General features: G+C 65.2%; 15 protein-coding genes and 1 pseudogene. 9 read left to right on the forward strand and 7 right to left on the reverse strand.

The window, feature by feature from the left end:
* Positions 1-9 precede the first annotated feature (9 nt).
* From ABB29_RS09215 to ABB29_RS09225, 3 genes and pseudogenes are all read right to left on the reverse strand, one after another.
* Positions 10-396: pseudogene (locus tag ABB29_RS09215) on the reverse strand (H-NS histone family protein); the annotation flags it as partial.
* Between the two features lie 161 nt (positions 397-557).
* Positions 558-2,252 (reverse strand): proline--tRNA ligase, encoded by a 1,695-nt coding sequence (locus ABB29_RS09220; protein WP_057658345.1) that lies wholly within the window; start codon positions 2,250-2,252, stop codon positions 558-560.
* A 127-nt stretch (positions 2,253-2,379) separates the two neighbouring features.
* A complete protein-coding gene (locus ABB29_RS09225; RefSeq protein ID WP_083487727.1) occupies positions 2,380-2,826 on the reverse strand; it encodes a DUF4124 domain-containing protein in 447 nt (148 codons plus the stop codon).
* A 95-nt stretch (positions 2,827-2,921) separates the two neighbouring features.
* On the opposite strand from ABB29_RS09225, the gene pssA reads away from it, so the two are divergent.
* Genes pssA through rimI form a run of 3 tightly spaced genes read left to right on the forward strand, consistent with a single transcriptional unit; the run spans position 2,922 to position 4,668 of the window.
* A complete protein-coding gene (pssA, locus tag ABB29_RS09230; protein ID WP_057658347.1) occupies positions 2,922-3,698 on the forward strand; it encodes a CDP-diacylglycerol--serine O-phosphatidyltransferase in 777 nt (258 codons plus the stop codon).
* Complete coding sequence (locus ABB29_RS09235; RefSeq protein ID WP_057658349.1) at positions 3,695-4,159, forward strand: hypothetical protein; 465 nt, start codon at positions 3,695-3,697, stop codon at positions 4,157-4,159. The genes pssA and ABB29_RS09235 overlap by 4 nt, the downstream gene beginning before the upstream one ends.
* Positions 4,156-4,668, forward strand: a complete 513-nt coding sequence (gene rimI / locus ABB29_RS09240; RefSeq protein WP_057658351.1) for a ribosomal protein S18-alanine N-acetyltransferase — start codon at positions 4,156-4,158, stop codon at positions 4,666-4,668. The genes ABB29_RS09235 and rimI overlap by 4 nt, the downstream gene beginning before the upstream one ends.
* Positions 4,669-4,743: 75 nt before the next feature.
* Here rimI and ABB29_RS09245 read toward each other — a convergent pair whose 3' ends face one another.
* The 3 genes from ABB29_RS09245 to ABB29_RS09255 all read right to left on the reverse strand — a co-directional run bounded on the left by ABB29_RS09245 (position 4,744) and on the right by ABB29_RS09255 (position 9,715).
* On the reverse strand, positions 4,744-7,608 hold the full coding sequence (locus ABB29_RS09245) for a valine--tRNA ligase (protein WP_057658352.1): 2,865 nt from the start codon (positions 7,606-7,608) through the stop codon (positions 4,744-4,746).
* 129 nt (positions 7,609-7,737) lie between these two features.
* On the reverse strand, positions 7,738-8,163 hold the full coding sequence (locus ABB29_RS09250; protein WP_057658354.1) for a DNA polymerase III subunit chi: 426 nt from the start codon (positions 8,161-8,163) through the stop codon (positions 7,738-7,740).
* A 79-nt stretch (positions 8,164-8,242) separates the two neighbouring features.
* Positions 8,243-9,715, reverse strand: coding sequence for a leucyl aminopeptidase (locus tag ABB29_RS09255; RefSeq protein WP_057658356.1), 1,473 nt, complete (start codon positions 9,713-9,715; stop codon positions 8,243-8,245).
* A gap of 102 nt (positions 9,716-9,817) precedes the next feature.
* On the opposite strand from ABB29_RS09255, the gene lptF reads away from it, so the two are divergent.
* Both lptF and lptG read left to right on the forward strand, forming a co-directional pair.
* Positions 9,818-10,900 carry an LPS export ABC transporter permease LptF gene (gene lptF, locus ABB29_RS09260; protein ID WP_057658358.1) on the forward strand — a complete coding sequence of 361 codons (1,083 nt, stop codon included), beginning with the start codon at positions 9,818-9,820 and terminating at the stop codon, positions 10,898-10,900.
* Positions 10,897-11,997, forward strand: coding sequence for an LPS export ABC transporter permease LptG (gene lptG, locus ABB29_RS09265; protein ID WP_057658360.1), 1,101 nt, complete (start codon positions 10,897-10,899; stop codon positions 11,995-11,997). Before lptF ends, lptG begins: the two co-directional genes overlap by 4 nt.
* A 138-nt stretch (positions 11,998-12,135) precedes the next feature.
* Here the strand turns inward: lptG and ABB29_RS09270 are convergent, their stop codons facing one another.
* Positions 12,136-12,606 (reverse strand): RDD family protein, encoded by a 471-nt coding sequence (locus ABB29_RS09270; RefSeq protein ID WP_211260720.1) that lies wholly within the window; start codon positions 12,604-12,606, stop codon positions 12,136-12,138.
* Between the two features lie 187 nt (positions 12,607-12,793).
* Between ABB29_RS09270 and xerD the strand changes: the two genes are divergently transcribed.
* From xerD to gspE, 4 genes are all read left to right on the forward strand, one after another.
* Positions 12,794-13,747 carry a site-specific tyrosine recombinase XerD gene (gene xerD, locus ABB29_RS09275; RefSeq protein WP_057658363.1) on the forward strand — a complete coding sequence of 318 codons (954 nt, stop codon included), beginning with the start codon at positions 12,794-12,796 and terminating at the stop codon, positions 13,745-13,747.
* A 134-nt stretch (positions 13,748-13,881) separates the two neighbouring features.
* A complete protein-coding gene (locus tag ABB29_RS09280) occupies positions 13,882-14,703 on the forward strand; it encodes a DsbC family protein (protein WP_057658365.1) in 822 nt (273 codons plus the stop codon).
* A gap of 111 nt (positions 14,704-14,814) precedes the next feature.
* Positions 14,815-18,735: a phosphoribosylformylglycinamidine synthase gene (gene purL, locus ABB29_RS09285; RefSeq protein WP_057658370.1), complete on the forward strand. Its 3,921-nt coding sequence runs from the start codon at positions 14,815-14,817 to the stop codon at positions 18,733-18,735.
* Between the two features lie 179 nt (positions 18,736-18,914).
* A complete protein-coding gene (gene gspE / locus ABB29_RS09290) occupies positions 18,915-20,624 on the forward strand; it encodes a type II secretion system ATPase GspE (protein WP_157062589.1) in 1,710 nt (569 codons plus the stop codon).
* The last annotated feature ends 55 nt before the right edge of the window (positions 20,625-20,679 follow it).

Genomic DNA, 20,679 nt, shown 5'->3' on the forward strand with positions numbered 1-20,679 from the left:
TGATCAGCGTTTCTTGATCAGGAAATCTTCCGGCTTCTTGCCCTTGGCGACCTGCTCGGCCATCCAGCGTGGCTGCTTGCCACGACCGCTCCACTGTTCCTTCGGATTGGCCGGGTTGCGGTACTTTGGCGGCACCTTGCCAAGCTTGCGGCCTTTCTTCGGACCCGGCTTGGCGGCTGCGGCGGTCTTGCCCGGCTTGCGACCACGCTTGGCTGGCGCGGCGACGCTGCCAAACAGTTCTTCAATCGTGTAGCCCTCGGCCTTCAGGAACTTGTTGATGCGGCTGCGCACCGAGGTGATCGAGTTGCGCTTGGCCAGCTTGGTCTGCTGTTGCTTGGCCTTGTTGATCAAGGCGGAAAGTTCTTTGGCCGACAGGCCACTCAAATCGACTGACATTTATTTCTCCGAAAAACAAATCATGGATGGGTGAACCATCCATGGTTGTCCGGATGATAATCGAGTTGATTAAGAATATTCAAATGTGGCAGAAAAAGAACAGGACCGGACTCACGTCCGATCCTGGGTTTATTGCCACCTGTCCGCGCCGGAAACGCGAATCAGCTCTGCAGGCGAGCCATCAGTGCGGCATGGTCCAGGTTCTCCGATTCACTGCCGCTGCGCGAACGGTATTCGTAGGTGCCGGCAGCCAGTCCACGCTCGGACACCACCACTCGATGAGGGATGCCGAGCAGCTCGATGTCGGCGAACATCGCCCCCGGACGCAGTCCGCGGTCATCCAGTACCGCGTCCCAGCCAGCCTGCTGCAACTGCTCGAGCAGGGCCACGGCGGCATCGTTGACCGAGGCGTCGTTCTTCGGATTGATCACGCAGACCGCGACCTGCCAGGGTGCCATCGGCAGCGGCCAGACGATGCCGTTGTCATCGTGATTCTGCTCGATCGCGGCGGCGACAATCCGCGACACGCCGATGCCGTAGCAGCCCATCGCCAGGGTCGCGGACTTGCCGTTCTCGTCGAGAACGGTGGCGTCCATCGCCTGTGCGTACTTGCGACCGAGCTGGAAGATGTGGCCGACCTCGATGCCGCGCGCGAGACGGATTTCGCCACCGTCACGCGCCTTGTCGCCGGCGACCACGTTGCGGATGTCGGCGACCTCGTCCGGTTCCGGCAGATCACGGCCCCAGTTGACGCCGGTCAGGTGGAAGCCGGCTTCGTTGGCACCGACGACGAAGTCGGCCATCGCCGCGACTTCACGATCAGCGATCACCCGGATTGGCCGCCGCGGCTGCAACGGCCCGAGGAAACCCGGGACGCAACCGAGGTGTTCCTCGATTTCCGCTTCGCTGGCCATGCGGTGTTCGGCCAGCCCACTGACCTTGCGCAGCTTGATTTCGTTCAGCGCATGGTCGCCACGCACCAGTACCAGCACGAAGCCCTCGTTGCCGACGACCGCGATCGACTTGACCGTGTGCGCCAGCGGGATGTCCAGCAGCGCGGCCACGTCCTCGCAGGTCTTCTGCACCGGGGTGGCGACCTTCTTCATGGTCTGGCTGGCGGCGGCACGCGGTGCCGGCTCAACGGCCTGCGCGGCTTCGACATTGGCCGCGTAATCGGAGGCGGTCGAGAACGCGATCGCGTCCTCGCCCGAGTCGGCCAGCACGTGGAATTCCTGCGAGGCATCGCCACCGATGGCACCCGAGTCGGCCAGTACCGCACGGAACTGCAGCCCCAGGCGGGTGAAAATACGCGAGTAGGCCGCATGCATGTTGCGGTATTCGCGCTCCAGATCCTCATCGCTGAGATGGAACGAATAGGCGTCCTTCATCAGGAACTCGCGCGCCCGCATCACCCCGAAGCGTGGCCGGATTTCATCGCGGAACTTGGTCTGCACCTGGTAGAAGTTGACCGGCAGCTGCTTGTAGCTGACCAGTTCCTGGCGGGCGAAGTCGGTGATGACTTCCTCGGCAGTCGGCGCGTAACAGAATTCCTGCTCCTTGCGGTCCTTCAGCTTCAGCAGCTGACCGCCGAACTTCTGCCAGCGGCCGGTTTCTTCCCACAGATCGCGCGGCTGGATGGTCGGCATCAGCAGTTCGACGGCACCGGCGCGGTTCATTTCCTCGCGCACCACCGCCTCGACCTTGCGCAACACCCGCAGGCCCAGCGGTGACCAGGTGTACAGGCCCGATGCCAGTTTGCGGATCATGCCGGTGCGCAGCATCAGCCGGTGGCTGATCAGCTCGGCGTCGGACGGGGTTTCCTTGGTGGTGCGGAGGTGGAATTGCGATAGTCGCATCGTGCGGGGTCACGTCAGGCGGAAACGACTATTTTGCCAGCCTTCGCCGCTGAATGTGGCGTTGTGAATGATGCGTTGCGGCAGGCGATGGCGGCAAACGCCTGCCGGGCCAGAGCCGCAGGGGGCGTCAGGTACCGACGCCGGTGCCGGCCGGAGCGACTGGCGTGCAATAGGCCTTGACCGCGGCGGCGGCCAGATCCTTCTGGTTCTGGCGCTCGGTTTCGTCCAGGACCTTGCCGGGAGTGCCGTCGGCGTTGGACTGGCGCACGCTGTCGTTGCTGTTGAGCAGGCTCAGGTTGAGCTTGGCGGTGGTGCATTGCGGGTTTTCCACCGGGGTGCCGACAGCATCGGCGCTGGCCAGCGGCTCGCCACGGTTGTCGATACGACGATCCTTGAAATTCTGCCCGGCCGGCGGCTTGTCCGAGTAATGGGTAACGCCCTTGGCGTCCTTCCACTGGTACACCTGCCCGGCAACCGCCGGCGCGCAGGTGCTGGCAAGACCGGCGGCGACCAGCCCGGCGAGGGCAACGCCGCGCAGCCACGGGCGGGCGCGCAGGGAACGGGTAGGACGCATGGGCAGCTCCGGTCGGCAAGGGCAAAACGTGATTCCAGCACCCCGCGCCGCGACTGGCAAGTCAGGACTGCGGTGGCTGGGCTAAACTGCGACCCATGAACCAGATCCCGCCGCCGCCGCGCCACCGCAGCATCTATCTGCTGCCCAACCTGTTCACCACCGCGGGCCTGTTTTCAGGTTTCTACGCCATCATCGCCGCCGCCAACGGGCATTTCGCCCAGGCCGCGATCGCGGTGTTCGTGGCCGGGGTGATGGACGGCATCGACGGCCGGGTCGCGCGGCTGACCGGCACCAGCAGCGAATTCGGTGTCCAGTACGACTCGCTGGCCGATCTGGTCAGCTTTGGCCTGGCACCGGCACTGGTGATGTACCACTGGTCATTGTCGGCGCTCAAGTTCGACAGCGTGGTGATAGGGCGGATGGGCTGGACCGTGGCCTTTCTGTATGTCGCCTGCGCGGCGCTGCGGCTGGCGCGCTTCAATACCCAGGTAGGCTCGGTCGATAAACGCTGGTTCATCGGTCTGGCCAGCCCGGCCGCGGCCGGGCTGATGATGTCGTTCGTATGGGCTTTTGCTGATGGCTCGCTGGGCTGGAGCGGTGAGGAACTGCGCTACGTGGCGTTGCTGGTCACCGCAGTGGCGGCGTTGCTGATGGTCAGCCGGATACGCTTCTGGAGTTTCAAGGGCAGCGGTGAAGGGGGCGCGCGCGCGGACCGGATTCCATTCGTCGCGTTGATCCTGGTGGCGGTGGTGCTGGCGGTGCTGTTTACCGATCCGCCGCGGGTGTTGTTCGTGATTGGCGCGACCTACGCGCTGTCCGGGCCGGCGATGTGGGCGTGGCAACGCGTCCGCCAGCGTAGCGGCGACGCATGACTGGCAACGACGACCAGGCATTATGGTCGGCGCAGCAGTACCAATGGCTGTCGGCGCTGGGCCATACGATCTATCTGCGTGCCGACGAAGCAGCGCTGGCTGAGCCAGCTGATGATGCGGTTGCCGTCGATGATTCAGTGGTGTTGACCGGTCACGACGTCAGCGCGCCCAGGTTGCAGCCCCGATCCGAACCGCCAGCCGACAGGTCGAGCCGCAGCCGGCCCGCGCCCGAGCCAGCGCCGCAGACGCGGCGACCGTCGCCGCCTGCGCGGCGCAGCAGCGGCTTGCCTGACCGCCTGCATATCGCGCTGGTGCGTGCATCGGGCTGCAATCCCAATGCACCGGGTGCCGAAGCGATCTTCGCGCAGTGGCCCAGCAGCGCTGAACTGCGTGGAAATCCGGCGGCCAAACGTGCGTTGTGGCCGACCCTGCGTGCGCTGCGCAAGGCTTCGCAATCGTGAGCGCACTGCCTGGCGAACCGGGCCAGCTGCCGTCGGCCATCGAATTGCGGCCATTGCGCGAGAGCGACCTGGACGCAGTGATGGCGATCGAATTGCGCGCCTATCCGTTTCCGTGGACGCGTGGCATTTTCCGTGACTGCCTGAAAGCCGGCTATCCGTCGTGGGCGCTGCTGGAGCACGGCCTGTTGATCGGTTACGGCCTGATCAGCGTGGCCGCCGACGAGGCGCACATCCTCAATGTCTGCGTGGCGCCCGAAAGGCAGGGGCGCGGCCTGGGACGACAGCTGCTGCGTGCGCTGGTGCAGCTGGCGCGCGAACACCGGGCGGGGCGGGTATTCCTCGAAGTCCGGCCATCAAACCCGGGCGCGATCACCCTGTACCACAGCGAAGGATTCAACGAAATCGGCCGCCGTCCGCGCTATTACCCGTCGCATGACGGCCGCGAGGACGCACTGGTGATGGCGATCGAACTGGTGGCCGGGGATATCGATCGGATGCCTGCACTGTAGCGGGCTTCAGGTCTGCGCCGCTGCCGGGATGCGGGAGTCAACGGCCGCCATCCCGTCGATGGCGACCCAATCGATTCAAAGCTTGTTGCGTTGTTCGCGCAGGCCGCTCAACTGGCGGGTCCAGTCCTGCAGGCGGGCGCGTTCCTGTTCGACCACGGCCGCCGGCGCGTTGGCGACGAAGGTGTCGTTGGACAGCTTGCCGTTGCACTTGCCGATTTCGCCTTCCACCCGCTTGATCTCCTTGTCCAGGCGCACGCGCTCGGCTTCCAGATCGACCAGTCCGTGCAGTGGCACCAGCAGTTCCAGATCGCCGACCACCGCTGCCGCCGAGGCGGGCGCATCGGTGCCGGCCGGCAGCCATTGCATGCTGTCCAGCTTGAGCAGGAAGCCCAGCTGCGAGGCAAACCGCTGGGTGCGCAGGCGGTCGCTTTCGTCACCGGCCTGCAGCAGCAAGCTGATGCTCTTGGCCGGTGGCACGTTCAATTCGCTGCGCACACGGCGCAACGCGGAGATGATCCGCTTCAGCCATTCGATGTCGGTCTCGGCATCGGCATAGCCGGCCACGGCGAAATCCTCGGCGCTGGGGTAGGCACGCTGCGAGATCGTCGCGGCATCAATGCCCAGTCGCGGTGCGACCTGTTGCCACAGTTCCTCGGTGACGAACGGAGTCAGCGGATGCAGCAACCGTAGCAGCGCCTCCAGTACATACAGCAGGGTGTGGCGGGTGCTGTCGGCGGCCTGTGCGTCGTCGCCATTGAGCGCCGGTTTGGCCAGCTCCAGGAACCAGTCGCAGAACTCGTTCCAGATGAATTCGTACAACGATTGCGCCAGCAGGTCGAAGCGATAGTTGGCGAAGTGGGTCTGTGCGTCGGCGCTGGCCTTGGCCAGGCGGGCGAGGATCCAGCGCTCGGCATCGGTCAATGCCGGCGGCAACGCCGGTTGCCCGGTGGCCGCATCGATGCGGACATCGGCGGTGTTCATCAGCACGAAGCGGGTGGCATTCCACAGTTTGTTGCAGAAGTTCTTGTAACCCTCGGCACGACTCATGTCGAACTTGATGTCGCGGCCATGGGTGGCCAGTGCGGCGATGGTGAAGCGCAGCGCGTCGGCGCCATGGGCGATGATGCCGTCGGGGAATTCCCTGCGCGTGGCTTTCTCGATTTTCTCGGCCATTTTCGGCTGCATCAGGCCGCTGGTGCGCTTGGCCACCAGTTGTTCCAGGCTGATGCCGTCGATGATGTCCAGCGGGTCCAGCACATTGCCCTTGGACTTGGACATCTTCTGTCCGTCCTTGTCTCGGATCAGGCCGGTGATGTAGACGTCCTTGAACGGGACCTGGCCGGTGAAGTGGTCGCTCATCATGATCATCCGCGCCACCCAGAAGAAGATGATGTCGAAGCCGGTGACCAGCACGCTGCTCGGCAGGTAACGATCGAAACCGCGTTGCGCCATCAGCGCCGGGTTCGGCCAGCCTTGGGTACTGAACGGCCAGAGCGCGGAGGAGAACCAGGTTTCCAGCACGTCGCTGTCGCGATCGGCTTCGCTGAGTTCGCCGTGGTAACCGGCCGCGCGCGCCTTGGCCTGCGCTTCTTCCAGACTGCGCCCGACATAGGGTTTGCCGTCGCTGCCGAACCAGGCCGGGATGCGGTGGCCCCACCACATCTGCCGGCTGACGCACCAGTCCTGCAGATTTTCCATCCAGTGGCGATAGGTGTTGATCCAGTTGTTGGGGACGAAGCGGACATCGCCATCGTTGGCCAGCTGCAGGCCGCGTTCGCCCAGGGTGTCCATTTTCACGAACCACTGCTCGGTCAGATACGGCTCGATAATCTGGCCGGTACGGTCGCCCTTGGGCACCTGCAGCTTGTGCGGCCTGGTCTCGACCAGCAGGCCTGCTTCTTCCAGATCCGCCAGCATCACTTTGCGCGCTTCGAAGCGATCCAGGCCACGGTATTTTTCCGGCGCCAGCTCGTTGATGGCCGCTTGCGGGGTCAGGATATTGATCAGCGGCAGCTGGTGTCGCATGCCGACCTGGTAATCATTGAAATCGTGCGCAGGGGTGATCTTGACCACGCCGGTGCCGAATTCACGCTCGACGTAAGTATCCGCGATGATCGGGATTTGGCGATCGGTCAGTGGCAGGTTGACGGTCTTGCCAATCAGCTGCGCGTAGCGCGGATCGTCCGGGTGGACCGCAACCGCGGCGTCGCCGAGCAGGGTTTCCGGGCGGGTGGTGGCGACGATGAGGTAATTGCGATTCTCACGCAGCACTTCGTTGCCGTCGCCATCGTGTTCGACGTGTTCGTAGCCGCTGCCATCGGCCAACGGATAGGCGATCGACCACAGGAAACCATCCTGCTCGACATTTTCCACTTCCAGATCGGAAATGGCGGTTTTCAGCACCGGATCCCAGTTGACCAGGCGCTGGCCGCGATAGATCAGGCCTTCCTCATGCAGGCGCACGAACGCTTCGATGACCGCTTCGGCGGCCATCGGATCCATGGTGAACACACTGCGTGACCAGTCACCGGAGGTACCGAGGCGGCGCATCTGCTTTTCGATGGTGTCGCCGGATTTTTCTTTCCACGCCCAGACTTTCTCGATGAAGCCGTCGCGGCCCAGCGAGTCGCGGGTTTCACCGTTGCCTTCCAGCGCCAGGTTGCGGCTGACCACCATCTCGGTGGCGATGCCGGCGTGGTCGCTACCCATCTGCCACAACGTGTCGTAACCGAGCATGCGGTGATAGCGCACCAGTGCGTCCATCAGCGTGTGCTGGAATGCATGGCCCATGTGCAGGGTGCCGGTCACATTCGGCGGCGGCAACAGCACGGTATACGGCTGGCCGCTGCCGCTCGGCTTGAAGTAGCCGGCCTGCTCCCACTGCGCGTAGAGCCGGGTTTCGAAGGATTTGGGTTCGTAACTGGGGGCGAGATCGGTCATGTGCCAGGTGTAAATCGAAAGAGGGAATCGCGGAATCTTCCGACGCCGGAAGACGTGCCGAAACGGGGTCCGGGCGCCGCTGCCGCGACGCTCGTCGCCATGGCTCCCGTTGCAGGGAGCGCAACAACGCTACATGTCGTGCTTGTTTACTTCAAAACCACTGGCCTTGTACTGCTTCCAGCGCTCGCGCAGTGGACCGCGCGCCGACTCGTCGGCCGGCACCACTTCCAGTACCCGCTCGCAGGCGCCGGCAAAGGCTTCGTCGCGCAGGTTGATGACCAGCGCCCGTGCAGGCACGTCGACCTGCGGCGGCGCGATCAGCACCGGGGTCAACTCGTCTTCCTCGTCGGTACCGGCGACCTGGTGCGGCACGTAGGCGTCGTCATCGAACGCCCACAACAGCTCGTCCAGCTCCTCGGCCTGGGCGTCGTCGCGGACCAGGATCAGCGTCCACAGGCCGGCGTCGTAGGACTTGCGCGCCAGCTCGCAGACCAGGCGCAAGGGTTCGCCGAGGAAGCGCGGCTTGGCAATCAGGTAGAAATCAGCTCTGGGCATCGGATTCAACCTGCACCGGCGCAGCGGGCGCGGAAGCGGAAAAAAGCCACCCGACCGCTGCGTCCCGGCATGTCGTGGATCATGCTGCGGCGCGATCCAGCAGCCACTGGGTCAGCAGGCCGACCGGCCGGCCAGTGGCCATGCCCATCTTGCCGTCGCCATTGGCCACGCCGGCGATGTCCAGGTGCGCCCAGCGCTGGTCTTCGGTGAACCGCGACAGGAAGCAGCCAGCGGTGATCGCGCCACCCCAGCGGCCGCCGATGTTGTAGACGTCGGCAAACGCCGAATCCAGCTGCGGCTGGTATTCGTCCCACAACGGCAGGCGCCAGGCGCGATCGAAGACATGCTCGCCGGCCTGCAGCAGTTCGTTGGCCAGATCGTCGTGCTTGCTCATCAGGCCGGTGGCATGCTTGCCCAGTGCGACCATGCAGGCACCGGTCAGGGTGGCCACGTCGAGCAATGCCTGTGGTTCGAAACGCTGGGCGTAGGTCAATGCGTCGCACAGGATCAGGCGGCCTTCGGCGTCGGTGTTGCCGACTTCGATGGTCTTGCCGGACATGCTGGTGATGACGTCGCTGGGACGATAGGCATTGCCGTCGATGGCGTTCTCGACCGCCGGCACCACCACCACCAGGTTGATCGGCAGCTGCATCTTGACCGCGGCGACGAAGGTGCCGATGACATTGGCCGCGCCGCACATGTCGAACTTCATGTCCTCGATGCCGCCCTGGACCTTGAGGTTGACGCCACCGGTATCGAAGGTGATGCCCTTGCCGACCAGCACATACGGCTTGGCGTCGCCGCCGCCGTTGTGCTTGAGCACGACCAGGTGCGGACGGTTGGCCGAGCCGCGGGCGACCGCCAGCAGCGAGCCCATGCCGAGTGCTTCCATCTGCGCTTCGTCGAGGATTTCGCTTTCCGCGCCGTGTTCGGCGGCGAAATTGCGGCAGTGCTCGGCCACATAGGCCGGGTTGCAGATGTTCGGCGGCAGGTTGCCCAGTTCGCGGGCAAAGGCCACGCCGGCGGCAATGCCGACACCCTGCGCCAGTGCCTGTTCGTCGCTGCCGCTGACCAGCAGGTGCTTGAGGCCGGCCTCGGCGGGCTTCTTCTTGCCCAGGGTGGCGGTGTAGCGGTAGCAGGCATGGTCGCTGGCGATGACCGCTTGGCGGATCTTCCAGCCGTCGTCGCGCTGGGCGACCGGCGCATCGGTCAGGGTGAACAGCGCTTTGGCCGAGGGGCCGGTCTTCAGCGCACGGGCCGCGTCGGCGACCGCCTTCAGGTACTGCGGCACGCCGAACTTGCCGGCGTCGCCCAGCCCGACCACCATCACCCGCAACGCGGCGATGCCGCCGATGTCATGCAACACGGTGACCTTGCCGGTCTTGCCGCTGATGTCGCCGCGCGACAGCAATGCCGACAGCCTGCCATCGCTGGCCTTGTCGATGGCCATGGCCGCTGGCGTGAGTGAGTGATCGGCATAGGCGCCTACCACGACGCAGTCCACGTCGACCGAGGCCGGCGACTGGTGGTTCAGGGAGAATTCCAGGGTCATTGAGCAGATTCCGTGTTCAGTTCCGTACAATCGCAGGTCGTGCCGGAGTGCGAGCCACTCCGGAAACCCAGCGAACGAACCCCGGATTGTAAATCAAGCTCGATGCCCAAGCTGGATCGCTACCTTCTTCGTGAATTCACCCAGAGCTTTCTGGCGACCCTGATCATCCTGCTGATGGTCAGTGTCAGTGGCGTGGTCGCCGATATCCTGGGCCGCATCGCCGATGGCAAGGTGCCGGCGCGCCTGCTGCTGTCGCAGCTGGGGCTGCAGTTCGTAAGTTATTTGCCATACATCCTGCCGCTGGCGTTGATGCTGGGCCTGTTGCTGGCGTTCTCGCGGTTGTACCGGGACTCGGAAATGGCCGTGTTCACCGGCACCGGGGTCGGCCCGCGGCGGCTGCTGCGGCCGTTGCTGATGCTGGTGGTGCCGGTGGTGGTGCTGGTGGCGCTGTGCTCGCTGTGGCTGGGGCCGTGGGCGCAACGGACCGCGCAGGACATGCTGGAGCGGGCCAACCGCAGCCTGGTGGTGTCTGGGCTGGAAGCGGGCAAGTTCACCGTGCTCTCCAACGGCGGGGTGGTCTATGTCAGCGGCATCTCCGACGACGGCACCGGCCTGAGCCGGGTATTCATGCACCGCCAGCAGGATGACCGCGTCGACGTGGTCAGTGCCCAGACCGGCAAGATGTTCTTCGAGGGCGAACGCGGGCGTTTCCTGAGCCTGGACAAGGGCTTCCGGGTGGAAGGCCCGGTTGGCGATGACCTCGATTACCGGATGATGCGCTTTGCCCGCAACGAGATTGCGCTGCCCGACAGCAGCGAAACGATGGAAAAGGACGCCCCGGAAATCCTGCCGACGCGGGCCCTGCTCAGCGACCAGCGGCCGGCCGCCAATGCCCAGTTGCATGCGCGTCTGACCCCGCCGTTGCTGGCGCTGGCATTCGCCCTGCTGACCCTGCCATTGGCGCGCAGCGCGCCGCGGCAGCAGCGCTATGGCCGGGTGATGATGGGTTTTCTGGGGTATGTCATTGCCGTCAGTGTGATGTTCAACGGCATCCAGTGGCTGGGCGAGGGCAGGATTCCGGCGCTGCTGGGCATGTGGTGGCTGAGCCTGCCGCTGCTGGCCGCGGGTGTCTGGTTCTATCTGCGTGATGGCCAACTGAGCCGGCCGCGGCGGGTGCGCGCATGAGGTTGCGTCCGTCGCTGCATGATCTGTACGTCGGCCGCATGGTGCTGGGCACGGTGTTGCTGACCTGGGCGGTGCTGGTCGGGCTGGACGTGATCATGGCGCTGGCCGACCAGGTCGGTGACGTCAAGGGCAATTACACCTTTGGCCACGCGGTTGCCTATGTGATGTACACGGTGCCGCGCCGGGCCTACACCATGTTCCCCACCGCGGCGGTGATTGGTTCGCTGATGGGGCTGGGGCAACTGGCGGCCAGCTCGGAACTGACCGCCTTGCGTGCGTTGGGGCTGTCGCGCCGGCGCCTGAGCATTTCGGTCGCCGCGGCCATCACCCTGTTGACCGGGTTGATGGTGGTCAGCGGCGAAACCATTGCTCCGTGGGGCCAGCGCCAGGCCGACAGCATGAAGATCGCCGCGCGCACCGGCGACGCGGTGGCGATCGACAAGTTCTATGGCATCTGGGCGCGCGAGGGCAACACCTTCCTGTACGCGCAAAGCGGTGAGGACGGAACCGGTGCGGCCGGCGATTCGCTGCTGCTGAAGGACGTGCGGCTGTATGAAATGGCCGATGACGGTCGCCTGGCCGCGATCGCCCGGGTCAAGCAGGCCGAACATCACCCTGGTTACTGGCTGCTCAAGGACGTGCACCGGGTCGCCTTCAACGAGCGTTCGGTCAGCGAGACCCGCCTGCCCGAGCAGCGCTGGGATTCCAAACTCGACAGTTCGGTGCTGGCGGCCGGCATGACCAAAGTCCGCAATCTGCCGACCCGCGAGCTGGGGCAGAACATCCAGTACCGCAAGCGCAACGGCCTGGACGCGCGCGAATACGAAGACCTGTACTGGAGCCGCTGGTTCTATCCGCTCAGCGTGCTGGCCTTGTGCCTGGCCGCGATCCCGTTCGCGTTCGGCAGCCTGCGCAGCGGCGGCATGGGCAAGCGCTTGTTCATGGGCATCCTGTTCGCGGTCGGCTTCTGGGCGCTGCAGCTGCAGTTCGTTCGCCTGGCCGGTGCCTTCCATCTGGACTTCCGCTTTGCCTACGCGATGCCGCCGATCGTGCTGCTGGCAGCATCGATGTGGTTCTTCAGGCGGCGCAGCAACTAGCGCAGGTCATACGCTGGCTGTAGAGCGGAGCTTGCTCCGCTGCTTCGGGCGCAATGTCCGGTGCTTTGCCGAATGCTGGATGTTTCAGCGGAGCAGGCTTCGCTCTACAAGGACAAGGCTGACCGGCAGATGCCGGAATCAGCGCTTCGGCAGGCGGATCATGCGGGTGCCGCTGAAACGGTCATGCAGGGTCAGTTTGTCCTTGTCCAGCCACGCCCACCAGAACCCCAGCCCGGCGGCCAGTGTCGACAGCGTGGCGATGGCATAGCGTTTCCACAGGGCGCTGGCGCTGGGCCGGCCACCGTCAGCGGCGACCACCTTCAGCCGCCACGGACGCATGCCCAGGGTCTGGCCGCCACGATGCCAGCTCACCACCGCGTAGAGGCCAGCGACCAGCCAGCAGCAGGCCCACAGCAGCCATTGCAGCGGGCTGAAGGGGGCGATGTTCTGGTGCGTGTCGTGATGTCCAAGAAAGGTGTATCCGACGGTGAAAGCGGTGCCAATCAGCATCCACAGCGCCAGCACCGGCCACACGTCGTACAGCAGCGCCAGCAGGCGCCAGCCGATCAGGGCGCGCGAACGGGAAGGCGAGGATGGAGCGGAAGTGATGGTCGTCATCGGATCAGGATAGCGCGCGGCGCAAGTGGGGGCAGCCTGTCATCGCCCGCGCTGACAGCTGTGCCGCGGTGGCTGAAGCGCTGGCTGCAGCGTTGGCTGGACCTTCGATCGGCGTGCCCCGGGTCGCGGCGCAGGCTTTGCGCTACGAAAATTGCCGAAGCCGTTCTATGCTGCGCCGATGAGTTCGACCACGCCCGCGCAACGCCGCGAACTGATGATGGCGCTGCCGCCGGTACCGGCCGCTGACGAGATGGCCATCGCCGCGTTCCTCGATGCGATCTGGGCCGAAAGTGGCCTGGCGCAGCCGTCGCTGGACAGCTATCGACGTGATCTGGAAGGGTTTGCACGCTGGCGCAATGGCCGCGAAGGTGGCCTGTGCGGCACCGACCGCGCCGGTCTGTTCGACTATCTCTCCTGGCGCATGGGCCACGGCTACTCGCCACGCAGCAACGCCCGCCTGTTGTCGTCGTTGCGGGCATTCTTCGCCCATCGCCTGCGCCGCCGCGACCGCCAGGATGACCCGACCGCTTTACTGGAGCCGCCGCGGCTGCCGCGCAGTCTGCCCAAGGCGCTGGCCGAGTCGCAGATTGATGGCCTGCTGGCGGCGCCGGATGTGGAGACTGCCAGCGGCCTGCGTGACCGGGCGATGCTGGAACTGATGTATGCCGCCGGCTTGCGGGTCAGCGAACTGGTCAACCTGCCGGCCACCGCGCTGAACCTGCGCCAGGGTGTGCTGCGGGTGACCGGCAAGGGCAGCAAGGAGCGGCTGGTGCCATTGGGCGAGGAGGCCCAGCACTGGCTGCAGCGTTATCTGGACAGCGCCCGCCCGTTGCTGGCGGCGCGGCAGCCGGCGAGTGCGTTGTTCCTGACCGAAGCCGGCCAGGCGCCGACCCGGCAGCAGTTCTGGGTACTGGTCAAACGCCATGCCGCCGTGGCCGGCATCGACCCGGCCCGGATCAGTCCACACGGCCTGCGCCACAGCTTCGCCACCCACCTGCTCAACCATGGCGCCGATTTGCGCGCTTTGCAGCTGTTGCTGGGACACGCTTCACTTTCCACCACGCAGATCTACACGCTGGTGGCACGCGAACACCTCAAGCAACTGCACCTGAAGCACCATCCGCGCGGCTGATCCCCGGCCGCCGCCGCCGTGGTGCCAGGCAAAAGCTGAACAGACGGCGATTCCGCTGGCGTGCCATCGTGCAACAATTCCCGGCCTGGCGTCCGGCTTCGCTGGCGCTCATCCCCGTGATCTGAGGATTTGTCATGAGTCGTTTCATCCTGGCCGCACTGTCCTGTGCGCTGAGTGTTTCCGCCTGTGCGCAGGCCCCGCAGGCCCCCGGCAGCGATGCCACTGCCGCCAAGTCCACCACCGAGGCCAAGCCCGCCACCGCCGGCAGCGCCGAGAGCAACGTGCGCAACGCGCTGAAGGGGCTGGAACCCAATCTGTCGGTAGATTACGTCGGCAAGGCGCCGTTGCCGGGCTTCCAGGAAGTCATTGCCGGTGGCCAGTTGCTGTACATCAGTGACGACGGTCGTTATCTGGTCCAGGGCGGCATCGTCGACCTCAAGGAAAAGAAGGACCTGACCGGCGAAAGCCGCGCGCTGTCCAGTTTCCGCGTCAACCTGCTGAAGTCGGTGCCGACCAGCGAGCGCATCGTGTTCGCCCCGCCGAACCCCAAATACACGGTCAGCGTCTTCACCGACGTCGAATGTGGCTATTGCCGCAAGCTGCACAGTGAAATCGGCGAGCTCAACAAGCAGGGCATCGCGGTCGAGTACCTGGCGTTCCCGCGGATGGGCCTGGGCAGCAAGGACCACAAGGAAATGATCTCGGTGTGGTGCGCCGATGACCGCAAGCAGGCCCTGACCGACTCCAAGAACGGCAAGCCGGTCCCGACCAGGGACTGCACCAATCCGGTCAGCAAGGAATACGCCCTGGGCCAGCGCATCGGGGTCAGTGGCACCCCGGCCATCTATGCCCCGGACGGTACCCAGATTGGCGGCTACCTGTCGCCGACGGCCATGCGCGCGCGCCTGGATGACCTGGCCAAGGCCGACGCCGGCACCCCGGCCGGCATGAAGTAACCGCCGGCTGACCTGTCGCGGCAGGTTTTTGCTCGGGAAGAAGCCGGCCATGCGCCGGCTTCGTTACAATAGCCGGCCCCGTCCTGACGGCACGCTTCCACGGTTTCGGACATGATCGTCCTCGAAGGCCAGCCGGCCTTGTCGCAATTCCGCCTTGCGCGGCTCCAATCCAAGCTCCAGGCCACGGCTCCGGCCGTCCGCATCAGCGGTGCCTGGCACGTCTATTTCGTCGAGCCCGAAGCCGGCGCGCAGGTCGATGCCGGCACGCTGCGGCGCATCCTGCAGGCCGTCGATGGCGACATCGTCGCCGAAGCCGGCAGCCTGACGCGCTACGTGGTGCCGCGCCTGGGCACGCTGTCGCCGTGGGCGAGCAAGGCCACCGAGCTGTTGCGCGGAGCCGGCCTGCCGATCAAGCGGGTCGAACGCGGTACCCGGGTGGACCTGCTCGGCTGGCCGCAGGATGCGGTGCAGGCGACGGCCCTGGGCAAGGCGTTGCACGACCCGATGACCCAATCGCTGCTCGAGCAGCGCGATCAGGCTGCCGCCTTGTTCAACACGCCAGAACGCGGTGAGTTGGATCGTATTGCCCTGGCCGACCTGGAGCAGGCCAACACCCGCCTGGGCCTGGCCCTGGCCGATGACGAAATCGAATATCTGCGGTCGCGTTATGGCGAACTGGGCCGGGACCCGTCCGACGTTGAACTGATGATGTTCGCGCAGGCCAACTCGGAGCACTGCCGGCACAAGATCTTCAATGCCTCGTGGACCATCAACGGCAAGGACATGTTGAACAACGGCGGCCCGCAGTCGCTGTTCCGCATGATCAAGCACACCCACGCGCAGACCCCGCAGCACACCCTGAGTGCCTACAGCGACAATGCGGCGGTGGTCGAAGGCTATCCGGCCGCGCGCTTCCGGCCCGATGCCAGCGGCCAGTATCACAGCGAGCCGCTGCAGGACTCGGCGTTCTGCATCAAGGTCGAGACCCACAACCACCCGACCGCGATCGCGCCGTTCCCCGGTGCCAGCACCGGTGCCGGTGGCGAAATCCGCGACGAGGGTGCTACCGGCCGCGGTGGCAAGCCCAAGGCCGGGCTGGCCGGTTTCAGCGTGTCGCATCTGCGCATCCCGACCCTGCCACAACCCTGGGAAACCCAGCGCCCGCTCAATCCGCGGATGGCGCCGGCGCTGGACATCATGCTGGAAGGCCCGTTGGGCTCGGCCGCCTTCAACAACGAATTCGGCCGCCCCAACCTGGCCGGTTATTTCCGCAGCTTCGAGTTGCCGCAGGGCGGGCAACTGGTGCGTGCCTATGACAAGCCGATCATGCTGGCCGGCGGACTCGGCGCGATTGATCGCCGCCAGGTCGAGAAAAAGACACTGCAGGCCGGTGACGCGGTGATCGTGCTCGGTGGCCCGGCGATGCTGATCGGCCTGGGTGGCGGCGCCGCCAGTTCGGTGGCCTCGGGCGACAGTGCCGAAGACCTGGATTTTGCCAGCGTGCAGCGCGACAACCCGGAAATGGAACGCCGCTGCCAGGAGGTCATCGACCGCTGCGTGGCGCTGGGTGACGACAATCCGATTCTGTGGTTCCACGATGTCGGCGCAGGTGGCTTGTCCAATGCGATTCCGGAATTGCTGCACGACTCCGGCGTCGGTGGCGTGATCGATCTGGACAAGGTGCCCAGCGACGATCCCTCGTTGTCACCAATGCAGCTGTGGTGCAACGAATCGCAGGAACGCTACGTTCTGGGTGTGCCGCAGGCGCGCCTGGCCGAATTCACGCAGCTGTGCGCGCGTGAGCGCTGCCCGTTCGCCGCGGTCGGCGTGGCGACCGAGGAACAACGCCTCATCGTGGCCTACGGCGCGACTCCGGACCATATTCCCGACGATGCGCCAATCAACCTGCCGATGGACGTGCTGTTCGGCAAGGCGCCGAAAATGCATCGCGACACCCAGCGTCCGGCCGCGCCCTCCTGGCCGTCGGTGCAGACCTCGCAACTGGATCTGCGCGATGCCGGCCTGCGGGTGCTGGCGCACCCGTCGGTGGCGTCCAAGCAATTCCTGATCACCATCGGTGATCGCAGTGTCGGTGGCTTGACCGCGCGGGATCAGCTGGTCGGTCCGTGGCAGATGCCGGTTGCCGACTGCGCGATCACCGTGTCCGGTTTCGACGGCCACGTCGGCGAGGCATTGGCCATCGGCGAGCGAACTCCGCTGGCGTTGCTGGATTCGGCTGCCGCCGCGCGCATGGCGGTGGGCGAGGCCATCACCAACCTCTGCGCGGCGCCGGTGGAATCACTGGAGCGGGTCAAACTGTCGGCCAACTGGATGGCCGCGGCCAACCATGATGGCGAGGACTCGCTGCTGTTCGATGCGGTCAAGGCGGTCGGCATGGAACTGTGCCCGGCCATCGACGTCAGCATTCCGGTCGGCAAGGACTCGTTGTCGATGCAGGCGCAGTGGCAGGCCGATGGCCAGCAGCAGAAGTCGGTATCGCCGGTGTCGCTGGTGATTACCGCGTTCGCGCCGGTCACCGATGTACGCCAGCAGCTGACGCCGCTGCTTGATACCAGCGTCGACAGCGAGCTGTGGCTGATCGGGCTGGGTGCCGGCAAGAAGCGCATGGGCGGTTCGATCCTGGCCCAGTGCCACCCGCAGGCCGGTGGCAACGAGGCATTGCCGGCGTTTGCCGGTGAGGATGAAGACGACAGCGTGCCGGATCTCGACGACCCGCAATTGCTGCGCGATTTCTTCGACCTGATTCGCGAAGCCCGCCAGTCCGAGTTGCTGCTGGCCTATCACGACCGCAGCGATGGCGGCGCATTTGCGACCTTGTGCGAAATGGCCTTCACCTCGCACTGTGGGCTGGAAATCAATCTCGACGGCTGGGGTGCGGACCCGTTCCGTACGCTGTTCACCGAGGAACTGGGTGCCGTGGTGCAGGTCGCCGCCGAAGACCGCGCCGCATTTGCCGACCTGATCGACCGCCACGCGCTGACCGAGTGCGCGCAGCGTATCGCCAGGCCCAACGGCAGCAGCGTGGTGCGGGTGCACCAGGATGGCGTGGCGCTGGCCGAATGGCGCTGGGAAGAACTGATGCAGGCCTGGTGGTCGGTCAGCCATGCGATGCAGAAGCTGCGTGACAACCCGCAGTCCGCCGACCAAGAGCTGGCGCAGGTGCGCGATTTCAATGCGCCTGGCATCAAGCCGCAACTGACCTTCGATGCAGGCGAGGATATCGCCGCGCCGTTCATCGCGCTGGGTCGTCGGCCGAAGGTCGCGGTGCTGCGCGAGCAGGGCGTCAACGGTCAGATCGAGATGGCGTCGGCGTTCGCGCGGGCCGGTTTCGACAGCTTCGACGTGCACATGAGCGATCTGATCGCCGGCAAGGTCGATCTGGCTGATTTCCACGGCCTCGCCGCCTGCGGTGGCTTCAGCTACGGCGATGTGCTGGGTGCGGGACGCGGCTGGGCCACCTCGATTCTTGAACGCAGTGCGCTGCGCGATGCCTTCGCCAGCTTCTTCGAGCGTGGTGACACGTTCTCGCTCGGCGTCTGCAATGGCTGCCAGATGATGAGCCAGCTCAAGGACATCATTCCCGGTGCCGAGCACTGGCCGCGATTCCTGCGCAACCGCAGCGAGCAGTTCGAAGCGCGCTATGCGCTGCTGGAAGTGGTCGAATCGCCATCGGTGCTGCTGCGCGGGATGGCAGGTTCGCGGATTCCGGTGGTGGTCTCGCACGGCGAAGGCCGCGCTGACTTCGCCACGCCGGTGGATCAGGCAGCCGCGCGCATCGCCCTGCGCTACATCGATGGCGATGGCCAGGTTGCCAGCGACTATCCGCTGAATCCAAACGGCTCGCCCGACGGCATCACTGGTCTGACCAGCGAGGACGGACGCGCCACCATCCTGATGCCACACCCGGAACGGACCGCACGCACGCTCAACATGAGCTGGGCACCTGCAGGCTGGCCGGACGATTCACCGTGGATGCGGATGTTCCGCAACGCACGCGTGTGGGTCGGCTGACAGGCAAGCGCATGGTCGGCCACCGGCCGGCCATCGCCTTCGCAGTGAAGGCGTGCGCGTGATGCTAGGGCCCGGCAGCTGGTGGTTGTCGCCCGTGATTGGTGACGTTGCCGGGCCAACCGGAGTAAAGTCCGTCGATGAGTCTGGAGACGGCAATGAACGGCAACGTGGCGAGGGACATGTCAGCGGGTGAGGACGCGCAGCTCAGCGTCGAAGAACGCATCGTCGCGGCGTTGATCGCCAAGGGCCGGCTCAAGGAAATCGATCTGGCGCGCACCCGCCGACTGCAGGAAGAAACCGGCGGCGACGTGCTCAGCCTGTTGTCGCGGCTGGGCCTGGTGTCCGAGCGCGATCATGCCGAAGTGGCTTCCGAGGTGATGCAGCTGCCGTTGCTGGCGATGCGCGATTTTCCGGATGCGGCGCCTGAATCGGTCAGCTTGCCGGTGCGTTTTCTCAAGCAGTTCCATGTCTGCCCGATCGGTGAAAGCGAGGACGGGGTGGAATTGCTGGCCGCCGATCCACAGGATGGCTATGCCCTGCAGGCGGCGCAACTGGCATTGGCAAAACCTGTCCGGCTGAGTGTTGGCCTGCGTTCGGAAGTCGACGGCCTGATCGAACGCTATTACGGCCAGGGCCGCAGCGCGATGGGCACCATCATCGAGAATGCCGACGGCGAGAGCAGTGGCGATCTGGATGATGTCGAACACCTGCGCGATCTGGCCTCCGAGGCACCGGTGATCAGGCTGGTCAATCTGGTCATCCAGCGTGCGGTCGAACTGCGTGCATCCGATGTGCATATCGAACCGTTCGAGAATCGCCTGAAAGTACGCTATCGCGTCGATGGCGTGCTGGAAGAGGGCGAAAGCCCACCGGTCAACCTGACCGCGGCGGTGATCAGCCGCATCAAGATCATGGCCAAGCTCAACATCGCCGAGCGCCGCTTGCCGCAGGATGGCCGGATCATGTTGCGGGTCCAGGGCAAGGAACTCGATCTGCGTGTCTCGACCGTACCGACCGCGCACGGCGAATCGGTGGTGATGCGCCTGCTGGACCGCGAAACCGTGGTCTTCGATTTCGAGCGGCTGGGATTCACCGATGCGTTCCTGCCGCAATTCTTCCAGGTGCTGGATCAACCGCATGGCATCCTGCTGGTGACCGGTCCGACCGGTTCCGGCAAGACCACCACGCTGTATACGGCGTTGAGCCAGCTCAACACCAGCGACGTCAAGATCATCACCGTTGAAGATCCGGTCGAATACCAGATCGAAGGCATCAACCAGATCCAGGTCAAGCCGCAGATCGGGCTGGATTTCGCCAATGCGCTGCGCAGCATCGTGCGTCAGGATCCGGACATCATCATGATCGGCGAAATGCGTGATCTGGAAACCGCGCGCATCGCCATCCAGTCCGCGCTCACCGGCCACCTGGTGCTGTCGACCCTGCATACCAACAACGCAGCCGGTGGCATCACCCGCATGCTCGACATGGGCGTCGAGGATTACCTGTTGACCTCGACCGTCAATGGCATCCTCGCCCAGCGCCTGGTTCGCCGCCTGGAACCGACCCATGCGCAACGTTACGAGGCGTCACCGGAAGAGATCGAGAAGTTCGGCCTGCGCCGGTTGCAGCCAGAAGGCACCATCCATCTGTACCGGCCGCAGCCGTCGGCGATTGCCCCGACCGGTTATCTGGGCCGCACCACCATCGTCGAGTTCCTGGTCATGAATGACAGCCTGCGCCGCGCCGTGATGCGCCACGCCGGCATGGGCGAGCTGGAAGAACTGGCCCGCGAGGCCGGCATGCGCACCATGTACGAGGACGGCATCCTCAAGGCCCTGAATGGCCAGACCACGATCGAAGAAGTGCTGCGGGTAACCGAAGACGCCTGATTCTGATTTTGGTAGAGCGGAGCTTGCTCCGCTGTGTTTGGCGCAACGTCCGATT

It is taken from the genome of Pseudoxanthomonas dokdonensis (assembly GCF_001431405.1).
Lineage (GTDB): Bacteria > Pseudomonadota > Gammaproteobacteria > Xanthomonadales > Xanthomonadaceae > Pseudoxanthomonas_A > Pseudoxanthomonas_A dokdonensis.